Annotated in this window: 5 protein-coding genes; 2 read left to right on the forward strand and 3 right to left on the reverse strand. The window is 60.5% G+C overall.

Annotated features, from left to right (window positions below; all coding sequences use genetic code 11):
- Positions 1-81 precede the first annotated feature (81 nt).
- Together ACHWRX_RS15365 and ACHWRX_RS15370 are read left to right on the forward strand one after the other, a co-directional pair.
- Positions 82-1,875: a glycoside hydrolase family 15 protein gene (locus tag ACHWRX_RS15365; protein ID WP_394659842.1), complete on the forward strand. Its 1,794-nt coding sequence runs from the start codon at positions 82-84 to the stop codon at positions 1,873-1,875.
- A 50-nt stretch (positions 1,876-1,925) separates the two neighbouring features.
- Entirely contained in the window at positions 1,926-2,819 is an 894-nt protein-coding gene (locus ACHWRX_RS15370) for an SDR family oxidoreductase (protein WP_394659838.1), read from the forward strand.
- Positions 2,820-2,868: 49 nt separating this feature from the next.
- On the opposite strand, the gene ACHWRX_RS15375 is transcribed toward ACHWRX_RS15370, so the two are convergent.
- The 3 genes from ACHWRX_RS15375 to ACHWRX_RS15385 all read right to left on the reverse strand — a co-directional run bounded on the left by ACHWRX_RS15375 (position 2,869) and on the right by ACHWRX_RS15385 (position 5,647).
- Entirely contained in the window at positions 2,869-3,672 is an 804-nt protein-coding gene (locus ACHWRX_RS15375) for an SDR family NAD(P)-dependent oxidoreductase (protein WP_394659839.1), read from the reverse strand.
- Between the two features lie 11 nt (positions 3,673-3,683).
- Complete coding sequence (locus ACHWRX_RS15380; RefSeq protein WP_394659840.1) at positions 3,684-4,481, reverse strand: alpha/beta fold hydrolase; 798 nt, start codon at positions 4,479-4,481, stop codon at positions 3,684-3,686.
- Positions 4,482-4,813: 332 nt separating this feature from the next.
- Positions 4,814-5,647 (reverse strand): formate/nitrite transporter family protein, encoded by an 834-nt coding sequence (locus ACHWRX_RS15385; RefSeq protein ID WP_394659841.1) that lies wholly within the window; start codon positions 5,645-5,647, stop codon positions 4,814-4,816.
- Positions 5,648-6,244: the final 597 nt, after the last annotated feature.

Below are 6,244 nucleotides of genomic sequence, written 5' to 3' on the forward strand. Positions count from 1 at the left end.
GAGAGGCTGACGTGTGATCAGAACGAAGCTGTACAGGTCAGCTCACGCGTGAGCGGTGTTTTGGCCACACTTCAGTCGCTAGTGCGTTCGTCATCACGAGCCTCGTGGCGACGCGATGGCTATCTCGCATTGGAGGACTATGGCGCGCTTGGCGACGGGCGCTCTGTCGTGCTCTCGGGCGCGGATGGCTCGATAGACTGGTGGTGCGTGCCTAACCTGGATTCGCCGCCGTTATTCGACCGCCTTCTCGATCCCGAGGAGGGCGGGCGCTTCACCATCACACCGGACGACGCCTTTGAGGTGGAACGTTGCTACCTTCCTGACAGCAACGTCCTGCAAACGATCTTCACCACCGCTAACGGCCGAGCGCGGCTGACGGAGTCTTTGAACAGCGGCACCGCGGGTCGGCTGCCTTGGGCCGAGCTCGCACGCCGGGTGGAGGGGCTGGAGGGTAGCGTCTCATTTAGCGTCGAGATGCGTCCCGGCCGCCGCGCGAATGGGGCCAGTCCCTATCACTCGCAGATCGGCAAGCACGCCGTGTTTCACGTCGGCTCGGTTCTTGGCCTTTTCCTGCACACCGACGGCTTTGCGGCGCGGCCCGCTGACGAGGCGATAAAGGGCATTTTGACTATTGCGCAAGGTCAGCGTGAGGTGCTGGCGATCGTTGCGGGTGAAGGCGAGCCGCTGGTGGTGCCCTCGCTTGCAGACATAGACGATCGCATCGACGTATCCGACAGCGAATGGCGCGCCTGGGCTTCAAGGGTCGAATACGATGGCGAGCATAGATCGGCGTTCATCCGAAGCGTGCTGGCGTTAAAGCTGCTGCTCTATTCGCCCTCCGGCGCGATCGCGGCGGCGGCGACCACGTCGGTTCCGGAAGGGATCAGTGGCCCCAAGAACTACGATTATCGCTACGCCTGGATTCGGGACGCGGGTTACACGATCAAGGCGTTTCTGACGGCCGGGGCGCACGCCGAGGCCAAGGCGGCGTTCACCTGGTTGCTCAAGCGGCTCGACGAGCAAGGTACGCGGGTGTGCTATACACTGGGTGGCGAGCGAGTGCCTGGTGTTACTGAGATCGAGGTGCCTGGCTATCGTCAGTCGCAGCCGGTGCGAATCGGCAATGTCGCTACCGATCAGCACCAGCACGGCATTTATGGCGATATCTTTGAGACTGCCTCTTGCTTTGTCGCGTGCGGCAACATTCTCGATCCCGCCAGCGCCGAGCAACTTTCGCACCTCGCCGATGCTTGCGCCGATGCGTGGCGCAAGAAGGACGCCGGCATTTGGGAGCTGGAAGAGCCTCAACACTATACGATGTCCAAAATTAGCTGCTGGCAGGCACTTGCCCGCGCCGTCGAACTGGCGGACGAGGGACAGTTGCCCACCACCTGCCGCGATCGCTGGGCGCGCGAACGGGACAGGATTGCAGACTGGATCGAGGAGAACTGCTGGTCAGAAGGCCGGCAAGCCTTTGTTTTTTATCCCGGCAGCGACAAGCTAGATGCGTCGCTGGCCCTGGCGGTCCGCTTCGGCTTTGACGGGCGCGACAAGCTGGAGAAGACGCTGGATGCGATCGATGCCGAGCTGGGCGCTGGCCCTTATCACTATCGCTATAGCGGCGTCTCGGCCGAAGAAGGATGCTTTATCGCCTGCACTTTCTGGATGGTGGAAGCGCGTGCGTTGCTTGGCCAGCGCGACCGGGCGGAAAAAGCGTTTATCGGCGTTTCTCATGCGCTCGATCGAGGTGTCGGCATCATGACGGAAATGGCCGATCCCAAGACGGGGGCCTTCCTCGGCAACCTGCCGCAAGGTTTGTCCCATCTCGCGCACGTCATGGCGCTGGACGTACTTTCCCACCGGGATGCTTGCTGACCCTGGTGCGTTAGTACGCGCGTAACTCATTAAACGAACAGGAGATATCGATGTCCGACCGCTTGCAGATGCAGGATCCGCGTAACCAATATCCCCAGCCTCCATTCCCACGTCAGCCGCAACCTGTACCCGGCCTCGCCGCCGAGATGGACCCCAAGCCCGATCATGGCGAAACCAGCTATGCCGGGTCGGGTAAGCTGAAAGGCCGCAAGGCCTTGGTTACAGGTGGGGACAGCGGCGTCGGCCGTGCCGCTGCGATCGCCTACGCACGTGAGGGCGCCGACGTGGCAATCTCATACCTTCCATCCGAACAGGCCGATGCCGACGAGGTCATCAAGCTGATCGAGGTGGAAGGACGCAAGGCATTGGCGCTGCCCGGCGACATCACCGACGAGGCCTGGTGCCGGGACATGGTGGCCAAGACGGTAGAGAGCCTGGGTGGCCTCGACGTGCTGGTGATCAATGCGGGCCGCCAGCAGAACCGCGAGGATATCTCGAAAGTCACTTCGGAGGACTTCGACAAGACGATGAAGACCAATCTTTATGCCATGCACTGGATCACGCAGGCCGCGGTGCCGCACTTGCCGGCGGGTGCCAGCGTGATCACCACCGCCTCGATCCAGGCCTATGAGCCGTCCGCCATCCTGCTTGATTATGCGACGACCAAGGCCGGGATCGTCGCCTATACCAAGGCGCTTGCCAGGCAGCTGCTGGAAAAGGGCGTCCGTGCCAACGTGGTCGCCCCCGGACCGTTCTGGACCGCGCTGCAGTCCTCCGGTGGTCAGCCGCCCGAAGCGGTCGAGCAGTTCGGGGCCAAGACTCAGTATGGCCGCCCCGGCCAACCAGTAGAGCTTGCCCCGGTCTATGTGCTTCTGGCCAGCCAAGAGGCCAGTTACATGAACGGTGAGGTTTACGGCGTGACGGGTGGCGCCGGCGTCGGTTGAACGTCAAATGCGGGGTTGCAGCAGTTTATGCCGCAGCCCCGCTTCGCTTTCATGTGGCGATCGTGAAGACCGAGCCTGAATCAACCCGCAGGCCGGCCCCGTTGATGAAGCTGGACCGCTCGGAGCACAAAAAGACGATCGCTGCGGCCACTTCCTCGGCACGGCCCCGACGCTTCAGTTCCATGCCGGGGCGTTCCTCGTCCAGGAAGCTGGCGATCGCCTCGTCAAAGCTTTCGCCGCGTTCTTCGGCTCGTTTGCGCATCATCTTGTCGGTCATAGGGGTGGCGATGAAGGCGGGCGAGACCGTATTCACCAGGACATTATCGCCGCCATATGCCTTCGAGAGGCCCTTCGCCAGACTGAGGATGCCGGCCTTCGAAGCGCAGTAGGCCAGCTCTTCGACGTAGGGCTGAACCGCATCTTCGGACGCGAGCAGCACGATCCGGCCCCATCCTTTCTCGCGCATCGCAGGGATCGCCTCGCGGCACATGCGCACCGCGCCCATCAGGTTGATATCCAGTGTTTGCTGCCAGCCCTCGTCATCCACCTCCAGAAAGTCGCCAGTCGCCCCGGTCACGCCGGCGGAGTTGACGTAGATGTCCGGCTCGCCCAGTTTTTCGCGCACTTGGGCCCAGATTGATTTCACTTCGTCTGGCTTGGTCACGTCCCCGGTGACGGCAATCACGTCGCCCAAAGAGGTTAAGTCAGCGGCGGCGTCGTCCAGCGACCCGCCGGCCTGGTCAGTGATCGCGACCTTTGCGCCCGCTTCCAGCAGCAGCCGCGCGGTTTCCTTACCCATGCCGGAATCCGCTCCGCTTATCAATGCGATGCGGCCCTTGATGCCCAAATCCATAGTGAACTCCTTCAGCTTTGCGATGGTTGAGAAAGATGTGTGTGAGCGGCTGAGGTGCCGGTTACGAAAGCAGCGTGGCTATCGATCAGAGCGGCCAGCGCCCGTGGTTGCTCGTAGGGAATAAGATGTGCCGCATCGGAGATGACCTCTAGGCGTGCGTCCCGGTAGTGGGGGGCATTTAGGTGGCGCTGCGCTGGCTCGCCAAGATCGCCATCCTTCGCTCCCGCGATGATCAGGGCGGAAAGGTCTATCTGCCCGATCTCGGCGCTCCAGTCTTCGCGGCTCCCTTGCTCGAGCCAAGCCAACCAGGCTTCAGGGTCGCACCGCATCACGTCCGCTATCGCTTTCTCACGCAAGGCTTGCGGCAGGGGATCGGCCGTATTGTCATCGACAAACTTCGCTGCATCTTCGTATGTCGCTTGCCCGCCGGCGAACCACTTCATCATTTCGGCCCGGCGATCTTCGTCCATCGGCTCCGGCGCGGGAGGAGAAGCTGCAACCAGAACCACACCACGCACGCTCTCCGACGACGGTCCGCCCGATACAGCGCGCGCCGCAGCTAGAGTGACGATCTTTCCACCCATGCTGTGCCCGATCAGAACACTGGTGGTGAGCTGTCGTTCGGCGATTTCATGGGTCAGCCAGTGGGCCAGACGCGCGGGATCGGTTTGGTTTGCCAATGGTCGATCCCCGAAGCCAGGCAGATCAAGCGCGATGCAGTCATAGCCCGGCAGCAGATCGATGACTTGTTCCCACTCGCGTCGACTAGAGCCAAGCGCGTGGAGAAAGACGAGGGTGGCGCGGCTCATCTCGAAAGCTTGCTGCGGGGCGAACCTCGTTTGACGATCACGACATTGGCACAGTTCGCGATTGCCACCTCGGACGTTGCCGACGCGGTAATACCAGGCTGGATTGTTATCCTGTTACACGCGCTCTCGTCCGGCATCATGGCTTGCCCTATCTCGAATACCTCGCTTGGAAAGGCACGGGAAAGTTAGGTGGTTCCGAGACATGCACTTGAGGGTGATCAGCCAAGGCCCCAATAGACGAGCACAGGGTAGACAGTAGGATTAAATGCTTGTCGTTCGCGGCCAGACCATTCCCGCGGATGCCGTCCCACAGTCGCATTTTATGAAGGCGCTCATAGCTCTTGTCTGACCTGAGCATGTGCAAGCAGAGCGAATAGCCCTGTGCCGCCGATGATGTTGCCGAACAGCGCCGGAACTATTAAATTCAACATTGCAAACGAAAAACTGATCTCTCCCGCAGCGGCCAGCAACCATGCCTCACCAGAGCCTGCCACGACGTGCGCGAACCCGCCAAGCGCAATGAAATAAGTCAGCGTCAACACGACCCAGAAGGACTGTCCGCGGGCTGCAGGCAGCAACCATGGGACCGCCGCAATGAGAAAGCCTGCCGGGATGCCAAGCTTCATCGTGGCGAGCCAATCGTGCTCGAGCAACTTGCGCGATACGTCGAGCATCGCAGCACGCTGTTCCGAAGAGCCGATTAGCACGGCCTCTATCGCAAACGCAATCAGGAGAGTGCCGATCAGATTGAAGGCAAGTACCAGCCCCCAAAGGCGTAGCAGTCGACCCAGATTGCCCCAGCTTGGATGGGTGACTACAGGAAGCACCGCCGACAGGGTGCTTTCAGTGAAAAGCTGCAGCCGGCCGAGAATCACAATCACAAATCCCAGCGAATATCCCAGGCTAGCGATGAGTGGACGCCACGGAGCATCGGGCAACATACTCTCCAGCAGCGACTGTCCCAGTAGAGAAGCGCTGATCGCCACGCCAGCGGCGAGGGCCGACCAAATCAAGGACAATGTAGGCCGGCTAAGTTCCTCGTCGCCTCTGCTGCGCACGACCTCGTGCAGCACCCGCGCGTTCGTAGGCGCACTCTCGGAGACTTCCGCGCGCTCATCGTCGCTTAAGTCGATATCGCCTTTCCTGACTTCCAGATCGTCAGCCAAGATCTCTCTCCCGTGTAAAGTTGCCACATGAGCAACGATTGGCGGAGCGGTTCGGGGCGCGGGTGCGAAAATGTCGTTTACGAATTGCCAAATTTCGATAAGCGACCCTGTCATTTCACTTGGTGATCGGCATGTGCCATCCTTTCCTAGTTGCAGACGGTTTCGTAGCGTCAGTCCGATCACGCGCGGGTCGCTTTGCATGCGGACAATCAAACTCGAATTGTCTGCCTGGACTGCCAGATACGGTATCTAATTCTTATCGAACAGATCACGCGCGAAAACGGCAAACTCAAGATTTTTTGTTAAAGCGCAGCCAATGCTGACATTTATGATCGTATAGCCTTTAATGATCGTGAAAGCATGGGCAGTCGGATTGCCAAATACTCTGATCCGCATATTTGCATCGGTGTGTGGCAGGATCGCGCCCCTGTTTCCGAGCGGAAATCCGTGGGGCCGTCAGTGCCATAACTATTCAGCAGGTCGGGAGCGGAAAATGGTAGCTGGTAGGTGGCGCGGGGGCCGTAAATCGATATCGGGCAGGCGTTGAAATTTCGCCGGAAGAAGTGAAGCCCGCCGTTAGCCGAACGGGTCGTCTCC

Origin of the sequence: uncultured Novosphingobium sp., from assembly GCF_964277725.1 — a bacterium.
GTDB classification, from domain to species: Bacteria; Pseudomonadota; Alphaproteobacteria; order Sphingomonadales; family Sphingomonadaceae; genus Novosphingobium; species Novosphingobium fluoreni.

Excerpts from the sequence above, each read along its gene's own strand:
- ACHWRX_RS15380 (WP_394659840.1), bottom strand. The coding sequence starts at position 4,481 with ATGAGCCGCGCCACCCTCGTCTTTCTCCACGCGCTTGGCTCTAGTCGA.
- ACHWRX_RS15370 (WP_394659838.1), top strand. The coding sequence starts at position 1,926 with ATGTCCGACCGCTTGCAGATGCAGGATCCGCGTAACCAATATCCCCAG.
- ACHWRX_RS15375 (WP_394659839.1), bottom strand. The coding sequence starts at position 3,672 with ATGGATTTGGGCATCAAGGGCCGCATCGCATTGATAAGCGGAGCGGAT.